Genomic DNA, 483 nt, shown 5'->3' on the forward strand with positions numbered 1-483 from the left:
GCAACGAGGTCATCCGTACGGTGACGGATGAGGACGGCAACTGGAAGGTTGACGTCGAGCCGGGTGACTACACGGTCGTGTACGAGCCTGGGAATAACGTACCGTCGAAGCCGGGTCAGGTCAGCACCAAGGTCACGATTAAGCCGGGTGAGAAGCGTGACGATATTGACCTGGGTATTCTGCCGTCTGGTTCTGTTGGTGACCGTGTTTGGAATGACGCTAATGGTGATGGCAAGCAGGATGAGGGTGAAGAGGGCCTCGAGAATGTAGTTGTGTTGGTGTCGCGTGATGGTGAGCCGACGCGTTCTGCCGTGACCGATAAGGACGGCAACTGGAAGATCGAGGGTCTTAATCCGAACGCTGAGTACGACATTCGTTTCATCCAGCCGGATGGTTGGGAAGTCACTGGCAAGGTGCCGGGTTCGGATGAGTCGGGCCTGGTGTCCAAAGTGACGGTGAAGCCGAATGAGTACAACGACACTT

The 483-nt window shown here is 56.1% G+C and carries 1 protein-coding gene; it reads left to right on the forward strand.

Going from position 1 to position 483, the window contains the following annotated elements; all coding sequences use genetic code 11:
- On the forward strand, positions 1 to 483 hold a 483-nt coding region (locus tag HMPREF2736_RS10960), incomplete at both ends, for an SdrD B-like domain-containing protein (RefSeq protein WP_305764517.1).

It is taken from the genome of Corynebacterium sp. HMSC036E10 (genome assembly GCF_001836265.1).
GTDB classification, from domain to species: domain Bacteria; phylum Actinomycetota; class Actinomycetes; order Mycobacteriales; family Mycobacteriaceae; genus Corynebacterium; species Corynebacterium coyleae.